General features: G+C 64.5%; 21 protein-coding genes. 7 read left to right on the forward strand and 14 right to left on the reverse strand.

Features of this window, described 5'->3' with window-relative positions; translation table 11 throughout:
- Positions 1-21: 21 nt before the first annotated feature.
- Entirely contained in the window at positions 22-1,209 is a 1,188-nt protein-coding gene (locus tag MB901379_RS20110) for an acyl-CoA dehydrogenase family protein (protein WP_158018211.1), read from the reverse strand.
- 189 nt (positions 1,210-1,398) lie between these two features.
- Here MB901379_RS20110 and MB901379_RS20115 point away from each other — a divergent pair, with 189 nt between their 5' ends.
- From MB901379_RS20115 to MB901379_RS20130, 4 genes are all read left to right on the forward strand, one after another.
- Positions 1,399-2,052 (forward strand): TetR/AcrR family transcriptional regulator, encoded by a 654-nt coding sequence (locus MB901379_RS20115; RefSeq protein ID WP_158018212.1) that lies wholly within the window; start codon positions 1,399-1,401, stop codon positions 2,050-2,052.
- Between the two features lie 209 nt (positions 2,053-2,261).
- Positions 2,262-3,461, forward strand: coding sequence for a cytochrome P450 (locus MB901379_RS20120; RefSeq protein WP_158018213.1), 1,200 nt, complete (start codon positions 2,262-2,264; stop codon positions 3,459-3,461).
- A 23-nt stretch (positions 3,462-3,484) separates the two neighbouring features.
- Positions 3,485-4,324 (forward strand): mycofactocin-coupled SDR family oxidoreductase, encoded by an 840-nt coding sequence (locus tag MB901379_RS20125; protein WP_158018214.1) that lies wholly within the window; start codon positions 3,485-3,487, stop codon positions 4,322-4,324.
- A gap of 11 nt (positions 4,325-4,335) precedes the next feature.
- Positions 4,336-5,166, forward strand: coding sequence for an SDR family NAD(P)-dependent oxidoreductase (locus MB901379_RS20130; RefSeq protein ID WP_158018215.1), 831 nt, complete (start codon positions 4,336-4,338; stop codon positions 5,164-5,166).
- Here MB901379_RS20130 and MB901379_RS20135 read toward each other — a convergent pair.
- The 10 genes from MB901379_RS20135 to MB901379_RS20180 all read right to left on the reverse strand — a co-directional run bounded on the left by MB901379_RS20135 (position 5,163) and on the right by MB901379_RS20180 (position 16,092).
- A complete protein-coding gene (locus MB901379_RS20135; RefSeq protein WP_158018216.1) occupies positions 5,163-5,969 on the reverse strand; it encodes an SDR family NAD(P)-dependent oxidoreductase in 807 nt (268 codons plus the stop codon). The two genes, MB901379_RS20130 and MB901379_RS20135, sit on opposite strands and share 4 nt — an antisense overlap.
- A gap of 6 nt (positions 5,970-5,975) precedes the next feature.
- Positions 5,976-8,408: a CaiB/BaiF CoA-transferase family protein gene (locus tag MB901379_RS20140; RefSeq protein ID WP_232021915.1), complete on the reverse strand. Its 2,433-nt coding sequence runs from the start codon at positions 8,406-8,408 to the stop codon at positions 5,976-5,978.
- On the reverse strand, positions 8,408-9,394 hold the full coding sequence (locus tag MB901379_RS20145; protein ID WP_158018217.1) for an enoyl-CoA hydratase/isomerase family protein: 987 nt from the start codon (positions 9,392-9,394) through the stop codon (positions 8,408-8,410). Before MB901379_RS20145 ends, MB901379_RS20140 begins: the two co-directional genes overlap by 1 nt.
- Positions 9,395-9,396: 2 nt before the next feature.
- Positions 9,397-10,524 carry a M24 family metallopeptidase gene (locus tag MB901379_RS20150; RefSeq protein WP_158018218.1) on the reverse strand — a complete coding sequence of 376 codons (1,128 nt, stop codon included), beginning with the start codon at positions 10,522-10,524 and terminating at the stop codon, positions 9,397-9,399.
- On the reverse strand, positions 10,514-11,749 hold the full coding sequence (locus tag MB901379_RS20155; RefSeq protein ID WP_158018219.1) for a M24 family metallopeptidase: 1,236 nt from the start codon (positions 11,747-11,749) through the stop codon (positions 10,514-10,516). The genes MB901379_RS20150 and MB901379_RS20155 overlap by 11 nt, the downstream gene beginning before the upstream one ends.
- Before the next feature lie 9 nt (positions 11,750-11,758).
- A complete protein-coding gene (locus MB901379_RS20160; protein WP_174237119.1) occupies positions 11,759-12,820 on the reverse strand; it encodes an amidohydrolase family protein in 1,062 nt (353 codons plus the stop codon).
- A gap of 149 nt (positions 12,821-12,969) precedes the next feature.
- Complete coding sequence (locus MB901379_RS20165) at positions 12,970-14,232, reverse strand: cytochrome P450 (RefSeq protein WP_158018221.1); 1,263 nt, start codon at positions 14,230-14,232, stop codon at positions 12,970-12,972.
- On the reverse strand, positions 14,229-14,423 hold the full coding sequence (locus MB901379_RS20170) for a ferredoxin (protein WP_158018222.1): 195 nt from the start codon (positions 14,421-14,423) through the stop codon (positions 14,229-14,231). Before MB901379_RS20170 ends, MB901379_RS20165 begins: the two co-directional genes overlap by 4 nt.
- A gap of 13 nt (positions 14,424-14,436) precedes the next feature.
- Positions 14,437-15,099, reverse strand: coding sequence for a TetR/AcrR family transcriptional regulator (locus MB901379_RS20175; protein ID WP_158018223.1), 663 nt, complete (start codon positions 15,097-15,099; stop codon positions 14,437-14,439).
- A gap of 189 nt (positions 15,100-15,288) precedes the next feature.
- Positions 15,289-16,092 (reverse strand): SDR family NAD(P)-dependent oxidoreductase, encoded by an 804-nt coding sequence (locus tag MB901379_RS20180; protein WP_158018224.1) that lies wholly within the window; start codon positions 16,090-16,092, stop codon positions 15,289-15,291.
- Between the two features lie 180 nt (positions 16,093-16,272).
- Between MB901379_RS20180 and MB901379_RS20185 the strand changes: the two genes are divergently transcribed.
- The 3 genes from MB901379_RS20185 to MB901379_RS20195 all read left to right on the forward strand — a co-directional run bounded on the left by MB901379_RS20185 (position 16,273) and on the right by MB901379_RS20195 (position 20,671).
- The gene (locus tag MB901379_RS20185; RefSeq protein ID WP_408632307.1) at positions 16,273-19,065 is read left to right on the forward strand and encodes an ATP-binding protein; all 2,793 of its coding nucleotides are present in this window, start codon (positions 16,273-16,275) and stop codon (positions 19,063-19,065) included.
- 98 nt (positions 19,066-19,163) lie between these two features.
- Entirely contained in the window at positions 19,164-19,934 is a 771-nt protein-coding gene (locus MB901379_RS20190; protein ID WP_158018225.1) for an SDR family oxidoreductase, read from the forward strand.
- Between the two features lie 14 nt (positions 19,935-19,948).
- Positions 19,949-20,671 (forward strand): SDR family NAD(P)-dependent oxidoreductase, encoded by a 723-nt coding sequence (locus MB901379_RS20195; protein ID WP_158018226.1) that lies wholly within the window; start codon positions 19,949-19,951, stop codon positions 20,669-20,671.
- 8 nt (positions 20,672-20,679) lie between these two features.
- Here MB901379_RS20195 and MB901379_RS20200 read toward each other — a convergent pair whose 3' ends face one another.
- The 3 genes from MB901379_RS20200 to MB901379_RS20210 form a co-directional block, all read right to left on the reverse strand.
- On the reverse strand, positions 20,680-21,573 hold the full coding sequence (locus MB901379_RS20200; RefSeq protein WP_158018227.1) for a PPE family protein: 894 nt from the start codon (positions 21,571-21,573) through the stop codon (positions 20,680-20,682).
- Between the two features lie 157 nt (positions 21,574-21,730).
- Complete coding sequence (locus MB901379_RS20205; RefSeq protein ID WP_158018228.1) at positions 21,731-23,008, reverse strand: MDR family MFS transporter; 1,278 nt, start codon at positions 23,006-23,008, stop codon at positions 21,731-21,733.
- Positions 23,008-24,159 (reverse strand): PLP-dependent cysteine synthase family protein, encoded by a 1,152-nt coding sequence (locus tag MB901379_RS20210; RefSeq protein WP_232022155.1) that lies wholly within the window; start codon positions 24,157-24,159, stop codon positions 23,008-23,010. The genes MB901379_RS20205 and MB901379_RS20210 overlap by 1 nt, the downstream gene beginning before the upstream one ends.
- Positions 24,160-24,253 lie beyond the last annotated feature (94 nt).

Here is a 24,253-nt window from a genome sequence, read left to right on the forward strand (position 1 = left end):
TGCGACTGCCTGAAGTGTGCATCAATTGCGCGGCAGCCCGAGGATCCGCTCGGCGATGATGTTCCGCTGAATTTCTGACGTACCGCCCGCGATGGTGCCGGCAAAACTGCGCGCATAGCGATCGAACCAGCTGCCGTAATAGTCGTCGAGGCTCAGCGGAGCGACCTTCGCGGTCATCGCCGGATGCACCAGCCCGCCGGTGCCCGCGGCACTAAGCGCGTCTTCGGAGGCGCGTTGCAACGCCTCCGAGCCCAGCAGCTTGAGCACCGACTGTCCGGGTACGTCCTCGTGTCCGCGCGCGGCCCGCGCCAGAGCCGCCGACCCCAACAGTCGCATCGCCTGGGCGTCCATTACCAGTGTGGCGTAGCGATCCCGTTGGAGCGGTCCCGTCGGCGTGAAATCGGTTGTCAGCTCGTCTAACAGGTTGGCGTAGTCCAGCCACAACATGGTGCGTTCATGCCCCAGGGAGCCGGTCGCCACCCGCCAGCCCCGGTTGAGTTCACCCACCAGATTCGCAGCCGGAACACGCACGTCGGTGAAGAAGACCTCGTTGAATTCAACATCGCCACGATCGCACACCGACGCGAACGGTCGCCGAACAACCCCCCGGGTGTCGGTGGGGATCAGCAATACACTGATGCCCTTGTGTTTTGGAGCATGGGGGTCGGTGCGGACGAACGTCAGCAACACGTCCGCGTCATGGGCACCCGACGTCCAGACCTTTTGACCGTTGACCACGAAGTGGTCGCCGTCCGAATCCGAGTCGAGCACCGCCCGCGTTTTCAGTGCGGCCAGATCGGAGCCCGCACCCGGTTCACTCATCCCCAGCGAGGCGGTGATCTCGGCCCGCAGGATGGGCACGGCCCACCGTCGCTTCTGCTCCGGGGTGCCAAATGACAGTAACGATGCCGCGATGATGCCGACACCCTGCGGGTTGAAGCTGCGATAGATCCGTCTGCGGGCCAGCTCTTCGGCGTGCACGTACTGCTGCAACAACGAGGCGTTGCGGCCGCCGAACTCCGGCGGATTACCGGGAAGCAGCCAACCGCGGTCAAACATCAGCCGTTGCCACCGGCGGGCCCACTGCGGCACGTGCGAGCACGAACGCGGCCGCTCCATCCCAACCGCCTCGCCAGGCAAATGCTCATCGAGAAAAGCAATGAATTCTTCGCGGAATGCCTCAACATCGGCATCAAAGGTCAGCTGCACGGCACTCCTCGGCGCCCACTCATTTGACTTTGCTTCCCAAACATACGGCAAAGAGAATAGTATTCTCGCCATGAGGAAGTTACAATCTCCAAGACATCGTCCATGAGGAGGTCGAGCGCAGCGATGGCACGACGTTCTCCGGTACAGTCCAACCATGTTCTCCCCTCGAGGCCGTCAACCGAGCCGCCCGTGACCAATCCGAGCGAAGAGCCCGCCTGGAAGCAGCGCGCCGTCGAGCGGTCCATCAAGACCGCGAAATTGCGGGCAGCACAGCGCGTTCAGCGATTTCTGGATGCCGCACAGGCCATCATTATCGAAAAGGGCAGCACGGACTTTACCGTCCAGGAAGTGGTGGACCGGTCGCGCCAATCGTTGCGCAGTTTCTATCTACAGTTCGACGGCAAACACGAGCTTTTGCTGGCGCTGTTCGAGGACGCACTGAGCCGGTCGGCCGACCAGATCCGTGCCGCCACGGAAAACCACACCGACCCACTCGAGCGGCTCAAGGTCGCCATTGAGCTGTTATACGACGCTTCCCGCCCCGATCCGACCGCCAAACGACCCCTATTCACCGACTTTGCGCCGCGGCTGCTAGTCACCCATCCGGCCGAGGTCAAGGTCGCCCACGCACCATTGATGGCATTGCTCGCCGAACTCATGGAGGCCGCGGCCGAGGCCGGCGAGCTGCGCTCCGGCGTCAACGCCAAGCGGATGGCCGCCATGACCATGCAGACGGTCATGTTCATCGCGCAGTCCAGCGGCGGAGCCGACGAGGCGACCGCGCATCCCATTACCGCCGACGAGGTATGGGACTTCTGTTCGCGCGGATTCGCCGGCCCTTAGACCACGTCACCCCCGCGTACCGATGCATCGCCCCAACGCAGGATCCTGCGCATCTTATGAGAACATACTTCTCATAAGATGAGAACTATAAATGGCTGAAATGGATCTTGCGTTGACACTCGTTGGTGGGTGATGACAGAGTTCAGATGCAGCACGAGTCGCGCTCCCGCGGGGAGGGGCGAGCGCGTTCCGGCGAGAGGCGATAACCCGTGACAATCACCGCAGCCAGCGACGTCTACTTCGACCCCTACGATGTCGAGCTCAACGCCGACCCCTACCCAGTGTTCCGACGACTCCGCGAAGAGGCGCCGCTCTACTTCAACGAGCAACACGATTTCTACGCACTGAGCAGATTCACCGATGTCGATAGCGCCATCGTCGACTACCAGACCTTCAGCTCGGCCCGGGGCGCGATCCTCGAACTCATCCGGGCAAATATCGAAATGCCGCCGGGCGTGCTCATTTTCGAAGATCCGCCGATCCACGACATCCACCGCAAGCTGCTGGCCCGCATGTTCACTCCACGCAAGATCGGCGCGCTGGAGCCCAAGATCCGCGAATTCTGCGCGCGCAGTTTAGATCCGCTGGTCGGCACCGACCGGTTCGACTTCGTCGCCGACCTTGGGGCGCAAATGCCGATGCGGGTGATCGGCATGCTGCTGGGCGTCCCCGAAGAAGATCAACAAGCAGCACGCGATTTCGCCAACGCCCAGCTGCGAACCGAGGCCGGCAAGCCGATGAAGCTGGACGACGGCATAGGTAGCGCCGACTTCTTCGCCCGCTACCTCGATTGGCGGGCAGAACATCCCTCCAACGACATCATGACCGAACTGCTCAACGCGGAGTTCGAGGACGAGGCCGGAAATATCCGCCAGCTCAGACGCGACGAACTGCTCACCTATGTCAGCGTCGTCTCGGGAGCGGGTAACGAAACCACCACCCGGCTTATCGGCTGGGCCGGCAAGGTATTAGCCGAGCATCCAGATCAGCGGCGCGCCCTGGTGGAGAACCCGTCATTGATTCCACAGGCCGTCGAGGAGCTGCTGCGGTACGAGGCCCCGGCTCCGCACGTGGCCCGATACGTGACCCGGGACGTCGAATACTACGGCGGACGGGTGCCCGCAGGCAGCATCATGATGATGCTCATCGGAGCGGCAAACCGCGATCACCGCCAATTCCCGCCGGACGGAGATGTTTTCGATATCCACCGCGAGCCTCGCCAGCATTTGACATTCAGTGTCGGCACTCACTACTGCCTGGGCTCGGCGCTGGCCCGATTGGAGGGGCGAATCGCGCTGGAGGAGATCTTGAAGCGATTCCCCGAGTGGGATGTCGACCTGACCCGCGCCAAGCTGTCCCCCACTTCCACCGTGCGGGGCTGGGAGGCCATGCCGGCCGTTATCAGCTGAGCCACCTACGGAATGAGGTAATCATGACGGGACGCGTCGCGGGAAAAGTCGCCTTCATCACCGGGGCCGCGCGCGGCCAGGGCCGCAGCCACGCAGTGCGATTGGCGCAGGAGGGCGCTGACATCATCGCCGTCGACGTTTGCCGGCCGATCGTGCAAAACACCACGATCCCGGCGTCGACACCGGAGGATTTGGCCGAGACCGCCGACCTTGTCAAGGGCCACAACCGCAGAATCTTCACGGCCGAAGTGGACGTGCGTGACTATGCAGCGCTAAAGGCCGTGGTCGATGCCGGCGTGGAGCAGCTGGGCCGACTGGACATCATCGTGGCCAATGCGGGCATTGGCAACGGCGGAGACACATTGGACAAAACCACCGAATACGACTGGCAGGAAATGATCGACGTGAACTTGTCGGGTGTCTGGAAGTCGGTGAAGGCCGGCTTGCCACACATCATTGCCGGCGGTGCGGGCGGCTCGATCGTCCTGACCAGTTCCGTCGGGGGGCTGAAGGCCTACCCGCACTGCGGTAGCTATGTCGCGGCCAAGCACGGAGTGGTAGGACTGATGCGATCATTCGCAGTCGAGTTGGGCCAGCAGATGATTCGCGTCAACTCGGTACACCCGACCCACGTGCGAACACCCATGCTGCACAACGACGGAACGTTCAAGATGTTCCGCCCCGACCTGGAGAATCCGGGCCCCGAGGACATGGCTCCGATCTGCCAGATGTTCCACACGCTGCCGATTCCGTGGGTTGAGGCCGAGGACATCAGTAACGCGGTGTTGTTCTTCGCCTCCGACGAATCCCGCTACATCACCGGAGTCACCCTGCCCGTCGACGCCGGAGGCTGCCTGAAATAGGGTTCCGTCCTATGGACGGATTTCGCGGCCGCGGTGCGGTCGTTACTGGCGGCGCCAGCGGCATCGGCTTGGCCACCGCCACCGAGTTTGCCCGTCGCGGAGCCAATGTGGTGCTGGCCGACATCGACCGGACCGGGCTGGAACAGGCCGTCGCGGAGCTGCGAGCGGGCGGGTTCGACGCGCACAGCGTGATGTGCGACGTCCGGCACCTGGACGAGATGACGCATCTTGCTGTCGAAGCCGACCGCCTGCTCGGAAAGATCGACATCGTGTTCAGCAATGCGGGCATTGTCGTTGCGGGACCGATCGCGGATATGACCCACACCGACTGGCGATGGGTGATCGATATCGACCTGTGGGGCTCGATTCATGCCGTCGAAGCGTTCTTGCCAATGCTGCTGGACCGGGGCGGCCACATCGCGTTCACCGCATCCTTTGCCGGACTGGTACCCAACGCCGGGCTAGGCGCATACGGCGTTGCCAAGTACGGCGTCGTCGGCCTCGCGGAAACCCTCGCCCGTGAGGTCCGGGATCGTGGAGTCGGAGTTTCGGTTCTGTGCCCCATGGTCGTTGACACCAAGCTGGTTTCGAACTCGGAGCGAATCCGCAGCGCGGACTACGAACCTTCATCAACCCCCGAAGTCACCGGGGACCTCGGGCCGCTCCCGGCGCAGGATGACACGCTAGGCGTTGCCGATATCGCGCGTCTGACGGCCGACGCGATTCTGGCAAACCGCCTCTACGTCCTTCCACACGAGGCCGCCCGGACCTCCATCCGCCGTAGGTTCGAACGCATTGATCGCAGCTTCGACCAGCAGGCCGCCGAGGGGTGGCGCCACTAACCGGGCCCCAGCCGGTAGTCGCCGGTCTGCGGATCGCGGTACCAGCCGCCCGCGGCATGCGTTCCGCCGTCGACGTGCAACGTTTGACCGGTGATGTAACCCGCCATGTCGGAGGCGAGAAATACTGCTGCACTCGCGATCTCATCGACTCGACCGAGGCGCCCCAACGGCACCATGTTGCCAATGCCCGCAGGAGCCGCCGCCCCGCTAAGTTGGGAAAGGCCCTCGGTCAGTGTGATATCCGGCGCTATCGCGTTTACCCGGATGCCATGGGTCGCCAATTCCAGGGCCGCCGTCTTCGTGTAGTTGATGACACCGGCTTTGGCGGCGGCGTACATCGCGTATCCGGGTGCGGCACGCACACCTTCAATCGAAGTGACCGCGATGATGCTGCCCGGCACCCCGGCTTTCACCAAATGCCCTGCGACGCGCTGGGTGCAGAGCAGCACGTGGCGCAGGTTCGCGCGGTAGAGGGCGTCCCAACCGTTTTCGGTGGTCTCCAGTAGCGGCGAGAAAAATACCCCGCCCACATTGTTGACCAAGATGGTCACCTGGCCCAGTTCGGCCTCGGTGCGCTGCAGCGCCGCATCGACTTGGCCGCTGTCCCGGACATCGGTAGTGACCCCCAGCGCACCAATATCATTAGCCGCTCGAGCACATGCTCTTGAATCACGCTCCCAGACGGACACCGATGCGCCGAAGGCCGCCAGTCCGGCCGCGATACCGCGCCCGATCCCCGATCCGCCGCCGGTGACCACCGCCACGCGGCCATTGAGCAGAATGTTCGACGGGTCGATGGCCATGGCGTCTCAGGTCGTCGAGTACCGGGCGGGGGTCGTGCCGATGACACCCTCGGCTTCCAACTCGGAGATTTCGGCGGCGGTCAGGCCCAGCTCGCACAGCAACTCGTGATTGTGTTGCCCCAGCAGAGGCGCTGGTTGCGTGTGGAAACGACGAGGTCCGCCGACCAGCCGCATCGGCACGGTGCTGAGCCTAGCTGGGCCGTTCACCGGATGATCAACCACCTCGAAGAAGCCGCGAGCGTCCAGCTGCGCCAACTCGGACTGCCGGTGCGGCTGGATCACCTTTGCCGTCGGTACACCCGCCTCCCACAATGTTGCGACGACTTCGTCGCTGCATTGGCGCCCACACCATGCCGCCAAGTGGTCGTCGATGTCGTCTTGGTGCGCGCGCCGACCGGCGGCGGTGGCCAATATGGGATCCGCCGCCCAGGAGGGTGATCCGAGCGTGAAAGCCAACTGACGCCAGTGCTCGTCGGTCGCCACCGCGATCGCGACCCAGCAGTCGGGTCGGCCAAACTCGTCGGTGTCGGCGGTTCGGTAGAGGTTTTGCGGCACGGCGGTGGGGCCCCGGTTGCCCGCACGCTCTAGCAATGCGCCATAGGCGGAGAATTCGACGACCTGCTCGGCGGCGATGTTCAAGGCGGCATCGACCATTGCCGCTTCCACTAATACGCCCTCGCCGGTACGGCGGCGGTGTTCGAGCGCGAGCAGCAGCGCATTGATCGCATGAACGCCGGCATTGGGGTCACCCACCGAATATGGCTCGTAGGGGGCGCTGTCCGGATAGCCGGTCAACCAGCTGATGCCTGACGCGGCTTCGATGACGTAGGCGAAGGCCGGATTATCGCGCCAGGGCCCGTCGAGCCCGAAACCCGGCATCCGCAGCATGATCGCATCGGGTCGAATCGATTGGACCGCTGCGAAGTCCAGCCCGATGTGGTCCAGCACGCGTGGTGTGAAGTTCTCCGCGATGACGTCGCAGGTGGCGATGAGACGATGCAGTAGCTCGCGCCCCCGGGCAGCACGCAGGTCGACCGTCAAACCCTTCTTGTTGGTGTTCAGTGCCGCGAAAATCGGCGACCTTTCCCACCATTGATCTTCGGTGACCGGGACGCCGGCAATCAACCGGGTGCCGTCCAGGCGGCGGCTGGACTCGACATGGATCACCTCGGCGCCGAGCATCGCCAGGAAGTGTGTGCAGGACGGGCCCGCCCAAAACGTCGTCATGTCGAGCACTCGAAGCCCGCTAAGCGGTAGTTGTTGTACTGGTTCGGATGGCAACGCCGGCTTGGGAGAAAGACTGGCGCGACGGTAGCGGTCGGTATGTTCGCCCAACCGCGGCGGCGGGCCCGGCCGGCGCAGCCGTGCGGGCCACAACCTGTAGGGGGTGCCTGGCTGCTGGAATCCGTCGCGGGGGTTGCGCACCAGGGACCCCCTCGCCTGGAAGTGATCCAGCGACCCGATATTGGCCCCGTTGGCCACCGGTGCGTTGGGTATGCGGAATGCGGTGGCAAGTTCGCGGATCTCGTCGACCGAGTGACTGCCCACCCACGCATAGATCTCGTCGGCATGAACGTTGGCCAGTTCGGTGATGGATAGCGGGGACTCCTCGTCGATCCATTCCGGGTGGCCAACCATTGCACACAGGTCGAACCACTGTTGAGCGGTTCCACAACCAAGGTCCACCAAACCGTCTTGGGCGCGGGCCACCCCGGGCACGGTCAGGCGCCGCGCGTCGCGCCACGGCCGGCCAAGCATCTCGAAGAAGGTCACCGGATAGTAGGTGAGACCCAGGATCTGGGTCTCCAGCATCGATAGATCTATCAGTTCTCCAGCGCCACAACGGATCTGCCGGTATCGGCAGGCAAGAGTGGCGGCGCTGGCGTACGCACCGGCAAGGTATTCGCCGACCTGCCCACCAACAAACACCGGCGCCCTGTCCTGGACCCCGCGTCCCAAGCCGACTATTCCACCCGACCACGCCTGCAGGGTGAATTCGGTCGCGGCGCGATCTCGCCAGGGGCCGCTCAAGCCGAACGGGGTGATCGAAGTGACGACCAGGTGGGCATGCCGGCAATGCAGCGCTTCTGGCCTAAAGTCCTGGTGTTCCGCGATTCTGGAGCCCGAGGACCACACCGCCGCGTCAGCACCGGCCAGCAGTCGGTTGACCAAGTCGATGTCGGCCGCATCGACAGGATCAACCACGACGCTGTGCTTGGAAGCTGCCAGAAAGCTGAATAGCGCACCATCGGCGCGCGCAGCGCTCGGCGCACCTGAGGCCGACCAGTGTCGCAGCGAATCACCCTCGGGTGGTTCCACTTTGATGACGTCGGCACCGCCTTCGACCAGCAGCTTGGTGCAGTATGCGCCCGCAATACCGGTGGAGAGGTCCACCACCTGATAGCCGGCCAGAGGCGGTTCGACCGTCGGGTTGGCCACTACCCCTTCTTCTTCCGATTACCTTTGCCGGTCCGTTCGTTCTTGCGCGCCTTCTTGCTCAGGCGCCATTCGGGCGGCAACCGGCTGTCGTAGTCTTTCACCGCATCGCCCAGCCCCTGCTCAATCGCGTCGTCGAGCATCAGGTCGTCGGCATCGGCTCGTACACCGCTGCCCATCGATTCGAAAAACCCGCTGAGCAGGCTGCCCATGTACTCGCCCTGGAATTGCTTCATGATCTCGAAGAAGACCTTCTGCATGAAGACCGTGTCGTTGGGCCGATTGCGTGCGCACGCCAGCGCGTACTTCTCAACCTCTGCCTCGAGCTGGTCGCGGGGTACCACGCTGTTGAGAAAATTGCACTCCCGCATCTCCGCTGCGGTGAACGCCCGTCCGGTGAATACCATCTCCTGGAACTTCCGTATGCCCATCGTCTGCGCCCACCACCACATCCGCGGACCCCAGCCGTAATACCGGAAGGACGGGTGCCCGAAGAGCGCGTCGTCGCTGGAGATCACCAAATCAGCGTCGGCCGCCTGATAGAAGTGCCAGCCGTAGCAGTAACCCTTCACCTCCAGGATGCTGATCTTCTTGAAGTCCTGCAGTCCCCGAATCCCGGCGTTCGGATTCGCATACCATTGGCTGACCGACGCGCCGTGGCGGAACGAACCCAACGGCGGATACTTGACTTCGTCGGCACCAATCCGAAATTCGGCAAGCCGCGGTCCCTGATCTTCCGAATTCATGACCGCCATGAATTCCTCGAGATCGGCGCCTGAGCCGAGATCCTCACCAGCACCACGAACTACCAATACCTTGACTTCGTCGTCGAGACTCGCCCGATGCAGCAAGTCCGCATAGCGCAACCGGGCGGCGATGGTCGGCGCGTTCAGCTGGCCCGGACGGTCGAACGTAATGGTCGCGACGCGCGTATCGGCGCTCTTCTCATACCGGATGACCTTCTCCGCCGGTGGATCCGACTTCGGCATGGCTATGCCCGCCAACCCGGGCTCGACGTCAGTACTTGAGGTTCATCGGCGGTGATGAGCACCGCTTCCCGCCCGAACACAGCGCCAATCCCCGATTCCCAGACGTAACCCGTTACGGCAAGCACCATTCCCGGCTCCAATCGATCATCGGCAGCTGTTTGCGGAAGAAGAGGCGAGATGACCGGCGGGTCAAAGCCCATACCCAGGCCACGTGCCACCGGCATCGGCGGCGCCGGTTCCCCTGCCGCGTCATATGCTGCCAGTAGCTCACAGGTTTTGGCATCTGGTCGGCATGCCGTAATCAACTTGTCCCACAACCGCTCCCAGCGTTGGTAGAGCGGCGCCGCACCGGCCAGAGCTTGCCCCCGATCGGCGGGCCAGGTTCGACCCACCTCACCCATGTATCCGCCGGCCAACACCCCGGCAGCGAAGGCAACCAGGTCTCCGGCGCGGACCAATCCGCTGCCATTCGCCCGCCGCCAACGGTGTTCGCGAGAAGTCACCCAAGCCAGGTCTTGATTCGACGGGGTGCTGACCCCGCCGGCCGCCATGGCTTCCAATAGCACCCCGGCCAGGATTTGTTCGCTCACCCCGGGCCGCAGCTCGGCCACGGCCGCAGCCAAGCCCGATTCGGCTACCGCGACGGAATTCCTCAGCGCGACCACTTCCTCGTCCGTCTTGACCCGCCGGGCCGCCCGCATGGCCAGTTCCCCGTCGACCAACTCGGCACTGGGAAATGCCGTCGGTAGTAGCTGCGCGAAAGCCGGTGATAGTGCGTCTGTTCCAACGCGTCGAGCGGTATCCGCACCATCGATGCGCCGCAATACCGAGATGGCGTTGATCGGATTCCACGAGATGCCGTACAGGTTCTCGTGCGGGATATCCTCGGGAACGCCTTCGTCCCACGTGCTGAGCAGATGAACGGCACCGGTCGCGCGGATCAGCACACAGGTTGGACCGAAAGGCCGGGTTCCCGCGACCCACAGTTGTGGAGTACCGGAGACATAGCGGACATTGGCCTGCCGACCGAGTACCAGGACGTCGAGGTCGTGTGCTGCCATTTGGTCCAGGGCCCGCTGCCGTCGCCCCGAGCGCAGCGTCCGATCGTCGGGCAGGACTTCAGTCGGCATACGGGTGATAGGGGTAGTCGGTCAATCGCGTCGAGCCTTCCTCGGTAATCACTAGCACCTCTTCGCTGCGGTAGCCGCCGGTGCCGTCCTCCCACACCACCGGCTCGAGAACCAACACCATTCCCGGCTGCAGCACGAAGCTCTCGTCGAACTCCTCGCCGAGATCGGTTCCAATCATGGGCATTTCAGCGGCATTCACCCCGATGCCGTGGCCCAGGTAGAAGTGCGGTAGCCAGGGCCGAGTGCCGCCGTTGGCGGCCGTCGCCGCCCTGCCCAGGTCGGCGGCGGTAGCCCCGGCGCGGGCCACGCCCAGCACGGCCCTCATGATTTCGCCCCATTGGTCGAACTGAGCCTGCTGTCGCGGCGTCGGTCCGCGCCCAACGATCCACGTCCGTCCAAAGTCGGAACAGTACCCCCGGTAGGTGATGCTCACGTCGGTCCACAGCACATCGCCGTCGTTCAACTCGCGCTCGGTAGTCAACAGCGGCAGCGCCAGATCGCCATGGGTGGTCCACACCCCCTCCGCCCTGCTATGTGGCATCACCTGCCAGATCGGTTCGAGCATGCTGGCGGTGGCGCCCAGCTCGAATGCCCTGCGTAAAAATCGTGCCGACAAGTCGATCTGGCGGATACCGGGCGCCAGCGCCTGGTGCACTTCAACCATCGCCTCATCGGTGATCCGCACCGCGGTGCGAATACACGCCAGCTCGTCACGGGTCTTGACCACCTTGGCGGCACCGACCACGGCGGTGGCATCCTCGGGAGCACCGTTGGGGAACAGCAGCTTCTGCGCGCGCACCATGGCGCCGGTAAGCTCATCGACCGCAAGGTTCGCCCCGGCCGGAACCAGATCAACCAATAGGCGGGCGAAATTCTCTACCCCTTCGTCGAATTCAAGATAGACGGGCCCATGCAAGTGATCGACGGGCAGTTCGGTTTCCAGTGCCACACCCTCACGGAACGGGAGATACAGATGGGGCCATTCATCCTGGGCCAGCACCACCGCCACCGGCCGCTCCACGTAGGACAGTCCAGCGTCCCCGAGGGGCCAGCTGGTTCCGGTGGCGTAAACCACGGCGCTGTTGCCCAGCAGAACCATCGCGTCGACGGCACGCTCGGCCATAGCCGCCCGCAGCCGAGCGCCGGTCTCTCGGCGCATACGAGCCAGATCCGGCGCGTCCGGAATTTGGCTCGCAGCGGACGGTGGCTGCACGAATGTCGTCATTGAGGTGCCCTACAGGCCAAGGAATTCGGAGACGTTGCCGCTGACGATCCGGGCCGCGTCTGCGGGCCCAACGGCGTCCACGACCGCCGCCAGTGACTTTTCGGAGTAACCGTAGGTGCTCTCATTGTGCGGATAGTCCGACGACCACATGACTTTGTCGACACCTATCCGGTCGATCAACTCCAGGCCCAGCGGGTCAACCATGAACGACGCGCTCATGTGGGTGTTCCAGTAGTAGCGGACGTCGTGCTCGAGCGGCCGGTTGAACATGTGCTGATAGGACGCCACCAGGTGCTCGGCGTCTTGCAGCGCCCAGGGAATCCAAGCGATGCCGCCCTCGAACCACCCAATCCGCAAGCTTGGATGCTGGTCGAGGATGCCGCCGAAGATGTACTTGGAAAACGTCTCCCGGAATCCGTCAATATTGATCATCATCCCGACGACGACACTGTTGAATTCGCAAGGGCTTTTCGGCGGCGTCTCACCGATGTGGTGAGTAACCGGTATTCCGGACGCCTCGATTTCGTCCCACACCGGGCGCATCATGGTACTCGAGTAGTCGATCGGGTTGCCGTCATCGTCCTTGCCCGGGTTGAGCGGCATCAAAAAGGTCTTGAGCCCCAATGATTTCAGCTCCGCCAGCGTGCGCCGGGTGCCTTCCGGATCCCACCAATTAATCAGGCCGGCACCGTAGAATCGGCCACCGGAGCGTTCTTGGAGCTCCGCGATGTACTCGTTGTAGATGCGGAACGCAAGCTCGCGAAGGTTCTTGTCCGGGTAGTGGAACAACGCCAGGACTGCGTTGGGAAACGCCAGCTCCTTATCGACGCCGTCGTCATGCAACTCCTGGATCCTGGCCTCGATGTTGGTGCTGGCCGCCCCGGGCAGGTCGTCGTACTGCATGAGCACCGCGCTGAAGTCGCCCGGCAGGAAGGACTGGCCCTTGCGACCGACTTGATACGCGCCATCCTCGTACCAGATACGCGGTGCCTTGTCCTTGAGCTCTTCCGGGAACCGCTCGTAGAAGATGTCGGCGGCCAGCGAAATGTGATTGTCCGCCGAAAAAACCACCGTTCCCGCCGGCAAACCCACGTTGGTTCCGGAGGCGTGCCCGCGTCGATTCTTCGGGGCACCAAGCCCTTCCGGAGGATACAGCGAAATGGTGCTGGACCGAGTCGACATTGATTGACCCTCCATTCGGATCGGCATTGCGTGGTTGGTCACCAGGTCACCGGTAGTTCGTATACGCCGTAGGCGAGCCGGTCGTCTTTGAATGCGACGTCTTCGATCGGGATCGCCACGGCCAGGGTGGGAATGCGGCGCAACAAGGTGCGAAACACAATCTGCAGCTCCGCACGGGCGAGCTGTTGTCCCACGCACTGATGTCTGCCGTAGCCGAAGGCAACGTTGCGGTCGGCGCCGGCGCGGTGCAGATACAGCCGATCGGGTTCGGCGAATGCGTTTGGATCCCAGTTGGCCGGCGCCAGGTCGATGATGATGCCGTCGCCGGCGCGGATCGTTTCTCCGGCAATCTGGATGTCTTCGAGGGCTACCCGGCGCTGGCCGTTCTGAATGATGCTGAGGTAGCGCAGCAGTTCTTCGACCGCATTCGCAACCACCTTGGGATCTTCGGCGTCACGAAGGACGGCGGCCTGGTCCGGGTATTCCATTAGCGCGAGCGCACCCAGGCCGATCATGTTCGCGGTCGTTTCATGCCCGGCGATCAGCAACCCGGTGCCCAACTGGGCGGCCTCTTTCACACTGAGCTCTCCGGCACTTACCCGTTCGGCCAGATCCGAAACCGCATCTGGCGCGGAATTGGGGGCCGGGTTGTCCATTTTGGCCTCGACCAGCTCAGCTAGGTACTTGTGCAGGCTCATCGCACCTTTAACGGTGTCCTCACCGGTCGCGTAGCGGGCCAGGCCGACATTCGCATGGTGCTGAATCATCTCGGCATCCTCGTAGGGGACGCCCAACAGTTGGCTGATCACCAGCGAGGGCACCGGCAGAGCCAGCGCCGTGACCAGATCGGCCGGCTTGGGCCCGGCCAACATCGCATCGATGTGGTCATCGGTGATCCGCTGAATGGTTGGGCGCAAGGCCTCCACCCGTTTGAAGGTGAACGGCTTCGACAGCATTCGCCTGAATCGAGTGTGCTCCTCGCCGTCGGCGGTGAACACCGACCTGGGGCGCTTGTGGACTGTCGACAACATGCCCGCGTTCCAATGCGGGAAGCCCGGCACGCGATCGTCGACGCTAACTCGCGAATCGGAAAACAGTTCGCGCACTTGCTCATAGCCGGTAATGAGCCATGGTGTACTGCCGTCCCAGATGCGAACCCTGGACAATGTTTTCGCTCTTGCCAGCTCCATGACGTCTGGCGGTGGAGCAAACGGGCAACCGGGCGAGCGCTCCATCGGATAGTCGGGGGTCCCGGGGGCGGCCTCGGCGGTAGTGCTGGCGACTGTGTCAGACACGTTCATTCCTCGATCCGAATCGCCATCGCCGGGCAGAGGGTGGCGGCTTTGCGGGCGCCCTCCGCATGCTCTGCCGGCGGGTTTTCACTGAGCAGCACGACAACGCCGTCCTCCGCACGCTGATCGAACACCTCGGGAGCGTTCATCACGCAGTTTCCCGAGGATGCGCAGATGCCTTGGTCAACAATTACTTTCATGGTCAGATGCCGTTCACTGGTCTGGCGTCACGGGTGCTAGCCACAGGCCCACGATCGCGTCGATGAGACCGGTGGCCGCGGCGCGCCAGGAGGGCCGGGGTACCGACGTGCCCGCAGCCAGGGCGCGTTCCAGATCAGCACAGGTGTGCATCAGGAGGTTTCGAGCCATCAGGTTGCGTTCGAAGCGCACATCCACGGGCAGGTCGGGCAGGCAGCCGTTAATGCCGTCGATCACCTGAACCAGCGACGGCGAACTGAGCGCATCCTTGACCACAATGTTGTGGTACGCAGGATCGGTCATTGCCTGCGCCGCAAACCGCGCATACCAGGTGGGGTTGCCGAGGTCCTCGAGGTGTTCGGTGAGCGGGCGCACCAGGCATGCCACCCAATCGCGCATGGCGGCGTCGCGCTTCTCTTGTACCTCGGCCACCATTTGTTGGCGAAGCAATTCCACCGGTCCACGATGCTTCTGCTCGATGGCGCGGACCAAGTCCGTCTTGGTGCCGAAGTGGTAGCCGACCGCGGCGTTGTTGCCTTGTCCGGCGGCCTCGCTAACTTGCCGGTTGGACACCGCGAACACGCCATGCTCGGCGAACAACCGTTCGGCCGCATTCAGGATCGCCTCCTGGGTGGAGCTGGCACGCTCGCCGCGAACAGCCCTGCCGACGGTGGTCATGTGACCCAGTCAACCGCGACCAGAGGCATTAAGTCAAGCGATTGATTTAAATAGATTGGTGGTTCCCCCTCCGCGCGCCCGGGCGACCCAAACCGCGGGAAGCGACACACCACCGAACGTGAACTGGCTGCGAAAAACGCGCCCAAAAATGACAGTGAGTTCACGCTCGGCGCAATCTATGCGCGCAATCTATGTGCGCCGACGAATCACCTTGCCGGCCACGGTCCCTCCGTCCACCGGCAAAACGGTCCCGGTGACATAGCGGGATCGCTCGCTGGCGAAATACAGGACGGCCTCGGCAATGTCTTCGGGTGTCCCCTCGCGTTTCAGTGGCCGATCATCGCGCATAGTCTGGCGAATCGCGGCCTCGTAACGCTCGACTTCCTCGTGATTCATACCCGGCGCCGAGGACGCCAACAGGGGCGTCGGAATGTTGCCCGGTGCGATGGCGTTGACCCGAATCTCATAATGCGCCAGCTCAATTGCGGCAGATTTGGTGAACTGGATGACGGCCGCCTTAGACGCGCGGTAGGACATGACGCCGCCACCGGCTTGGATTCCGCCGATCGAGGTGAGGTTGACGATCGATCCCCCGCCGTGGTCGGCCATGTGCCGAGCGGCATCGCGGGTGCCCGCCATCACGCCCAACACGTTGACCCCCATGATGCGGTGAAAGTCGGCCAGATCGTCGTCGAGGAAGCGACGATGCATGGTGCCGGAAACGCCGGCATTGTTCACCATGACATGCAGGCCGCCGAATCGCTCGACGGCTGAGGCCACGAGTGCGGCAATCTGTTGGGGGTCGGCGACGTCGGTGCGCCGGAAGCACGCCTCGGGGCCAAGCGTCGCCGCCAACTCCGCACCCCGATCGGTGTCGGTATCGGCGAGGACAACCCGCGCACCCTCGGCCACAAACCGCTGCACCGTGGCCCGACCGATGCCGGAAGCCCCGCCGGTGACGACGGCCACCTTGCCCACCAGTTCGTTGGCCACCAGAAGAGTTAATCGGCGTCATCAGCATTAAGTCAAGCAGTTGATTTAGCGTTTGGGCGTTGGTAGCCACCGACAAGCTTGCGACACCGCACCCGTCGCCTGCCTACACTGCGAGTAAGTCCCAGTTCAGGCCCACAGTCGGTAAGGTCAACGACAATCCTTCGATACGGGCGGTGTTGCGTGACCGACACTGGTCGGGTAGTTGGTTTGCGGGGTCGGCGCGATGAATGCGCCACCCTCAATCGTTTGACATCCCTTGCCCGTTCCGGCCAAAGCCAGGTCCTTGTGCTGCGCGGCGAAGCGGGTATTGGCAAGACGGCATTGCTTGATTTCGTGGCGCACCGCGCGCCGGGCTTCGGGGTGGCGCGGACATCGGGCGTCGAGTCCGAAATGGAGCTTGCGTTCGCCGCCCTGCAACAACTTTGCGCGCCAATGCTGGCCGGCCGCGATCGGTTGCCGGCTCCGCAGCGCGAGGCACTGGATATCGCGTTCGGCCTCAGCGCCGGGTTGGCGCCCGACCGGTTTCTGGTCGGGTTGGCGGTACTGAGCTTGATCGGCGCAGCGACACAGAACCGGCCCTGGGTCTTTCTTGTCGACGACGCGCACTGGATCGACCATGTGTCGGCCCAAATCTTGGCGTTTGTGGCACGCCGGCTGGTCGCTGAACCCGTCGCGATGATCTTTGCGGTTCGCGACGGTTCAACAGCCCCGGCCAACGAATTGACCGGGCTGCCGGAACTACCGGTCCGCGGGCTGAGCACCGGCGATGCCCGGGCGGTGTTGGATTCCGCCATTCTGGGCCGGATGGACGACGAGGTGCTCGACCGCATCGTCGCCGAAGCCCGCGGCAACCCGCTGGCTCTACAGGAACTCCCCAAAGGTTGGACGGCCGAGGAGTTGGCGGGGGGTTTCGGCCGGCCCGACGTGCGTCACTTGGCGGGGCAGATCGAGCGGACCTTTCTACGCCGGATCCGGTCGCTGTCGGGTCAGGCCCAGCAATTCTTGCTCACCGCCGCGGCCGAACCGACCGGAGACGTGGCGCTGGTGTCACGCGCCACCGAACGCCTTGGCCTGCCACCGGACGCCGCCACCGGAGCCGAGGCAGAGGGGCTGGTCGACGTCGGGACCCGAGTGCGGTTCCGTCATCCTTTGGTGCGTTCGGCCGCATACCGGGCCGCGGATCTGACGGACCGCAGACACATTCATCGCGCGTTGGCCGAGGCAACCGACAGGCATTCCGATCCGGACCGCCGCGCGTGGCACCTGGCCCTCGCAGCGGCCGGCCCCGACGAAACTGTGGCGGTTCAACTCGAACGCTCCGCCGAGCGTGCACAAGCCAGAGGAGGTGTGGCCGCGGCGGCCGCCTTCTTGGAACGGGCAACCCAGCTGACTTCCGATCCGGTCGGTCGCGGCATCCGGGCTCTGGCCGCGGCCCAGGCCAAACGCGACGTGGCCGCCTTCGACGCCGCGGAAGAGCTCCTGAGAATCGCCGAGGCGTCGGCGCTGGACGGGCTGAGGCGAGCTCGACTGATGCGGCTTCGCGCTGAGATCGCCTTCGCCCGCGGCCGCAGCGGTGACGCGGACGCGCCCACGGTCTCCGAAGCCGCCGTCGGCCTGCTGGAGGCCGCCAAGCAACTGGAAACCCTGGACACCGGCCAGTCCCGAGAGGCATACCTGGACGCTGTGGGCGCGGCGCTGTTCGGCGGCCGGTTATGCCCGCAGGGTGGTATCCAGATGACGGCCGCGGCAGCCCGTGCGGCCCCGCCCGGACCGGAACCGGCACGACCGGTCGATCTGCTCCTTGACGGCATCGCCATCCGCGCCACCGACGGCCACGCCGCCAGTGTGCCGGTGCTGAAGGACGCGCTGACCCGGTTCGGCGCGGAGTCGCAGCACGGCGACCGCGACGCTCGGTGGTTCTGGCGGGCCTTCCCCATCGTGCAGGAATCCGCCGCCCACGAATTGTGGGACGACGGCGTGTGGCATCAGCTGGCCACCCACGCCGTACGGCTCGCCCGCGAAGCGGGTGCACTTGCCGTGCTACCCCTGGCGTTGGTCTACCGCGCCGGCGTGCATGTGCAGGCCGGCGAATTCGCGGCGGCGTCGTCGCTCATCGAAGAATCCAACGCTATCTCTGCGGCAACCGGTTACGCACCGGTGAAGTATCACTCGGTGCTGCTAGCCGCCTGGTGCGGCGACGAGAAAGACGCGACCGGGCTGATCAAGGCGGCCAAAGCAGACGGAGTCGCCAGAGGTGAAGGGCGCGCCATCGGCCTGGCCGGCTACGCGACTGCCCTGCTGTACAACGGCCTGGGTCGCTACGACGACGCCCTCGCCGCGGCCGGGGAGGCATGCGAACACGAGGATCTGGGCTTGTTCGGCTGGTGCCTGATCGAACTTATCGAAGCGGGAGCCAGAAGCGGCAATCGGGCGGTCGCGCTGGACGCACTGCGACAACTCGAAGAACGCGTGGTGAGCAGCGAAACCAACTGGGCGCGGGGCGTTTTGGCGCGATCACGAGCGCTATTGGCCGATGACCGGATGGCCGAAGCCGGCTACCAGGAGGCAATCCACACGCTCGAGCGCACCCGGATCCGCGTTCACCTGGCTCGCAGCCATCTGCTGTACGGGGAGTGGTTGCGCCGTTGCAACCGCCGCGTCGACGCGCGCACGCAATTGCGTACCGCCCACGAAATGTTTGTCGCCATGGGCGCTAACGGCTTCGCCGAGCGGGCCCGGCGCGAGCTGCTGGTCACCGGAGAGAAGGCGAGCAAACGCGTGGCTGCATCGGCCGGTGGGCTGACGGCTCAGGAGGCTCAGATCGCCAAGCTGGCCGGTGCCGGACTGACCAACCCCGAGATAGCGGCGCAGCTGTTCATCAGCACCCACACGGTCGAGTGGCACCTGCGAAAGGTCTTCGCAAAGCTCGGCATCACTTCGCGCCGACAACTGCGCGGATCGACCGGGCAGTGATGTCCCGGGACTACGGACTTTCCAGGGTTCGGACGACCGGAGCAAAGGTGGACGATGGACTCACGATTTCATCTGCACGGATTCGGAAGGGCGTAAACATGAAAATTCTGGTGATCGGCGGCAGCGGGCTCATCGGATCCCAAGTCGTCGCCATGTTGACCGAGCTGCGGCATGAAGCCGTGCCCGCCTCCCCAGGCTCGGGCGTGAACACCCTCACCGGCGAGGGCGTTGCCCGGGCCGTCGACGGTGTCGCAACGGTGGTAGACGTCTCCAACTCGCCGTCCTTCGCCGACGACGACGTAATGAACTTCTTTACTACCTCGACGAGCAACCTGCTAGCAGCCGAGCGAGCCGCCGGCGTGCGGCACCACGTGGCGCTTTCGATCGTGGGCACTGACCGGGTACCGCAAAGCGGGTACCTGCGGGCCAAGGCGGCCCAGGAGAAATTGATCACCGAGTCCGGTATGCCCTATTCGGTCGTGCGGGCGACCCAATTCTTCGAGTTCGTGCTCGGCATCGCCGATTCGGCCACCGACGGCCAGACCGTGCGCCTGTCACACGACGCGGCCATCCAGCCCATCGCCGCCAAGGATGTCGCCGCTGCCGTCACTCAAGCCGCGATCAGCGATCCGGGCAATGCAATCACCAATATCGCCGGCCCGGAAAAGTTCGGCATGGATGACTTCGTCCGCATCGGCCTTGCCGCCTACGGCGATCCGCGTGAGGTGGCCACGGATCCTACGGCTGCCTACTTCGGCGCGGTGCTCGACGGGCACAGCATCGTTCCGGGCAACGATGAGCACGCAACCATTTACCCCACCCGCTTCAGCGACTGGCTGGCCGCTCACGCGCCCAGCGGCGCCCGTTAGGCATGGGGGGTCGGATGGAACTGCTGGACCACACCGCGATCATCACCGGTGGGACGGCAGGCATCGGCCTGGAGTCGGCGCGGCTACTGGCAAGCGAAGGCGCCACCGTCATCATCGCGGGCCGCGACCGAACCAAGGGTGTGCAAGCGGTTGCGGCCATCGGAACCAATGCGCGGTTCATTCAAACCAACATGGCAGACGCCGAGTCAGTGCGTTCGCTGGTGCAGCAGTGCGGCAACGTCGACATCATCATCAACAACGCCGCCAGCTTTCCCGCGGCGTTGACCATCGACCAGGACGTGGGCGCCTTCGAATCACTGTTTGCCACCAACGTTCGCGGCGCCTATTTCCTGGTCGCCGGCCTGGTTCCAGCCATGCTGACGCGGCGTCGCGGCAGCATCGTCAACATCACCAGCATGGCCGCCTTCAAGGGGATCCCCGGTACATCGGGCTACAGCGCCTCCAAGGCCGCCGTGGAATCTCTCACCCGTACCTGGGCGGCCGAGTTCGGTTCGAGCGGCGTGCGGGTGAACAGCGTGGCGCCGGGTCCCACCCGCACACCCGGCGTTGCTGTGGAATGGGGCGAGACCAACGAAGAGCTCGGTAAGGCGCTGCCGTTGGGCCGCACCGCCTTCCCCGCCGAAATCGCGGAAGCCGTACTGTTCCTCAGCTCTCCCCGGTCCAGCTTCATCACCGGGTCCACGTTGCACGTCGACGGCGGCGGCGCAGCGATCTGAGATTGGGCTCAAGCGATCGATCTCACGGGACCGAACGCCGCCAATCCCCAGCTGCGCGGTACCGACAGCACGCCCAGCGATCCGCCCTGTCCGACCGCCAGCGCAACGGGTGGGTAGGTCCGCTGCGACGAGTCTGCGGTCCTTCCCGGCGGCCCCGATTCGGTCATGCCCAGCGGCGAACTGATCGCCGCCGCGAAGCCACTGACCGGTGAGGACATCCAGCCTGGTCGCACCAGACTGGCCATCGCCTTGGTCAGGGTCCGCGCCGGCGACAACGGCCGGGCAAGGCTGCGCAACGCCTCGGGCACCGCGGACATCGCCTCGGCCAGCAGCACGGGCGCGAAGGCTTGGGCACCAACACTCATCACATCGGCGCGATGGTTGCCCAGGGTCGGCACTGGCAACGGCGAGAGGGTCGCCGCTGCCGCCGAAGCGGCCGCATACCGATACATCGCGGCGGCGTCCTGCGCCCACATTTCGTTGTAGTCGGCCTCCAGGGCCGTAATCGCCGGGGTGTCTTGACTGATCACGTTTCCCGCGATCAGCGAGGTCAGCCGGGCGCGGTTGGCCTCGACTCGATCCGGGGGGACACTCGCGGCGAAGGCGTTCTCATAGGCGCTGGCGGCCGCCCGGGCCTGGTTGGCGACGAGTTCGGCCTGCGCCGCGGTGCCGGTCAACCAGCTCAGATAGGGGGCGACGGCGTTTGCCATGGTCTCCGAGGCCGATCCCCGCCAGCCATCGCCGGCCAGGGTCGAGAGCACCTCCTGGTAGCTGCCCGCCGTGCAATACAGGTCGTCGGCCAAACGGTCCCATGCCGCGGCGGCCACCAACAAGGGTTCCGACTGGGCTCCAAAATACATTCTCGCCGAATTGATCTCAGGAGGAAGCGCACCGAAATCCATCTTTTGTTACCTCCAAGCGGACTGATTGACTTCGGCGACGGGCTCGCTCATTATCTGAATTGCGTTGATACACTTAGCATCTACCGGAAATCCAGTCGGCCATTGGTCGTCGGCGCGGTTCGACCGAAGTCGTTATCTGATCTATCTGGGATCGTGATCAAACGCCCTGGCGGCACAGCTGCGGCGCCGCGGAACTTCGGCTCGCTGGCCTCGAGCGCACCCCGTGCCGGTCGAGCCGAACCAGACCGGCCACCGCGGCTAGACCCACTAGAACTAGGCCGCTCCATACGAGTTCGTCGGCATTCAACCGGTGCGCCATGGTCATGAGCCACCCGACGCCAAGATTTCCGACGAGGATTCCCACGCCCACGATCGTGCTGTAGAAGCCGTAGTGGGTCGCCACCAACCGGTCACCGGAAAGCGCTACCACGGTTCGCATTTCGAACGGAAATAACGCCGCTGAGGCGACTGCGAGCAGGCTTGCCGACAGCAACAACGCGGTGATACCGGCCACGGTGCCGAATCGTTCGCCGTTCGGCACCACCGCCAGCGGGACGAAGGAGGCTGCCAGGATCGTGGCGCCGACCACCAGGCTGCGGGCGAGTCCCCACCGCGCCGCAAACCAGCGGGTGATACGCAGTTGGCCGGCGATCGCTATCAGCCCGGACAGCGCGAACATTGCCGCCACGACCACCGATTGCTTGTGCGGGACCAGCGCCGAGGCCTGCATCGGCAGTGCGAGATAGATCTGGAAGGACAGCACATATGCTCCGGTCATCGCCACCGCGAAACCCAGGAACCGCCGGTTGGAAACCACGGTGCGCCAGTCGTGCAGAACGGAGGTCCGTTCAATTGCAGGGTCGGCGGAGTGCTGAGGCAAAGCCAACAGCTGCGCAACGGTCAGTACCGCAAACACCGCCGACGCACCCAACACGGTCGTCCGAAAGTCCAGAGTCAACAATGCCAGTCCCACCAGTGGGCCCAGCAGAATCCCGGCCTGATAGAAGATGTTGAACATGGCGAACGCTTCGATCTTCCGATCACCGGCGTCAGCCGCGACATAGGCCCGCACCGCGGGGTTGAACAGCGCCCCGGCGAAACCAGTTGCGGCCGAGGCAATCAACACGCTCGGTAGGGACTGCGCAACGATCAACAACACGAACCCGCCGGTGCGCAACAGACAGCCGGCCACAATCAGCGGTTTGTAGCCAAACCGATCGGCCAGTGTGCCGCCCACGAAGAACATGCCCTGCTGGGAGAAGTTGCGCACGCCCATCACCAGCCCTACCGCCCACGCGGCCAGACCAAGCGGACCAGCCAGGTAGGCGGCCAGGTAGGGCATCAACATGTAGAAGCCGACGTTGATGCCGAACTGGTTGATCATCAGCACCCGGCTGGGCCGGTTGAAGCTGCGAAACTGCGCCAGCGGTCCCATTACGCGGCCACCTGGGCCGGATTGATCACCGTGGTGCTGCGCGTCCAGCGGGTGACGACCGCGTCCGATGGCGAGGCGATCTCGTCCGGGTCGGGCGCGGGTCGGCCGGTCAGCAGCTGGTGTTTGTTGCAGTAGTCGTCGTTGTAGACCGTGTCGAAGTAGCGCTGCGGACCGTCGGGAAAGACCGCGGCGATGGTGGCGTCGGACGGCAGGTTGCGCGCGGCCCATCCGGCGACCAGTGCGACCGCCCCCACGCTCCATCCGCCGCTGGCGTAGTGGTTGGCTGCCAGGTTGCGGCAGGCCCAAACGGCCTCCGCGGGGCCAACCCAGTGCACCTCGTCGAAGGCGCCGTAGTCGACGTTGCCAGGGTAGATGCTCGAGCCCAGCCCGCGCATCAGCCTGCTCGTCGCGGGCTGGCCGAAAATGGTGGACCCGATGGTGTCCACGCCGATCAACCGCATCGCCGGATTGAATTCGCGCAGCACCCTTGCCACCCCGGCCGAATGTCCGCCGGTTCCAACCGAGCACACCAGCACGTCGACTCGACCCAGCTGGGCGATCATCTCCAGCGCTAGCGGCCGGTAGGCGTCGACATTGTCGGGGTTGTTGTACTGGTTGGGATTCCAGGCAGCGGGGTCGGCGGCCAGCAATTGGGCAACACGGTCCTTGCGAGCCTGTTGCCAACCGCCGACCGGGTGCGGTTCGGTGACCATGTCAACGCGGGCTCCATAGGCGGTCAGCATCCGCGCGATAATCGGTTCCAAACCCGGATCGGTGACCAGGGTGACCGGGTGTCCGTAGACGTTGCCGGCCAACGCCAGACCCAGCCCCAATGTGCCGCTGGTTGATTCGATGATCGCACCACCGGGGGTTAGGTCGCCCCGAGCTCGGGCCCGTTCCACCATGTGCATGGCGGGTCGATCTTTCATGCCACCAGGGTTGAAGCCTTCCAGCTTGGCCCAGAATCCGCGATCAGCGCTACCGACCGGGCCGGCGTCGCCGGATATCCAGAGGACGGGAGTGTCGCCGACCATGGTGCCCGGGTGACGATTGCGCCCGGGGGTGGGGTGCGAGCCCTCGGGAACGGGCCGGTAGCGATCGCGGGCGGTTCGCGGGCGTACCGAAGCGAGGTGAGACCGGTTCGCTGCGATTTTCCGCGGGTGGCCGGGGTTGCTGGGGTTGCTGCTGGCTGGAACTACTAGACCTGCCGGATTCGACAGGGGCACGTTGGCATTCATTTGTCGT

The sequence above is a fragment of the Mycobacterium basiliense genome (assembly GCF_900292015.1).
In the GTDB taxonomy this organism is placed as follows: domain Bacteria; phylum Actinomycetota; class Actinomycetes; order Mycobacteriales; family Mycobacteriaceae; genus Mycobacterium; species Mycobacterium basiliense.